Origin of the sequence: Bacillus cereus group sp. BfR-BA-01360 (assembly GCF_022663595.1) — a bacterium.
GTDB lineage: Bacteria > Bacillota > Bacilli > Bacillales > Bacillaceae_G > Bacillus_A > Bacillus_A cytotoxicus.
On the sequence record NZ_JAKUFV010000099.1, the window covers coordinates 1 to 248 of the forward strand.

Consider the following 248-nt stretch of genomic DNA (forward strand, 5'->3'; position numbering starts at 1 on the left):
GTCCATTCTCTAAGTTTAAGATTCTTAACGTCTTTATTTTGGTAGCCACAAACTGAACACAATTGAGAACTTGCAAATGTTTTAGATACAGTAACTACTTGTTTACCGTACCATCTTGCCTTGTACGCTAACATCGTTCTGAATTGCGACCAACTCACTTCACTAATGGCTTTAGCTAACTTATGATTCTTCAACATATTTGACACTTGCAAATCTTCCATACCAATGATGTCGTGGTTTTTGACAAT

At 35.9% G+C, this 248-nt stretch carries 1 protein-coding gene; it reads right to left on the reverse strand.

All coding sequences use genetic code 11. The annotated features are described in order from the left end of the window. Positions 1-248, reverse strand: a 248-nt coding sequence (locus MR056_RS22120) for a zinc ribbon domain-containing protein (RefSeq protein WP_242136742.1), incomplete at both ends; no start/stop codon positions are given.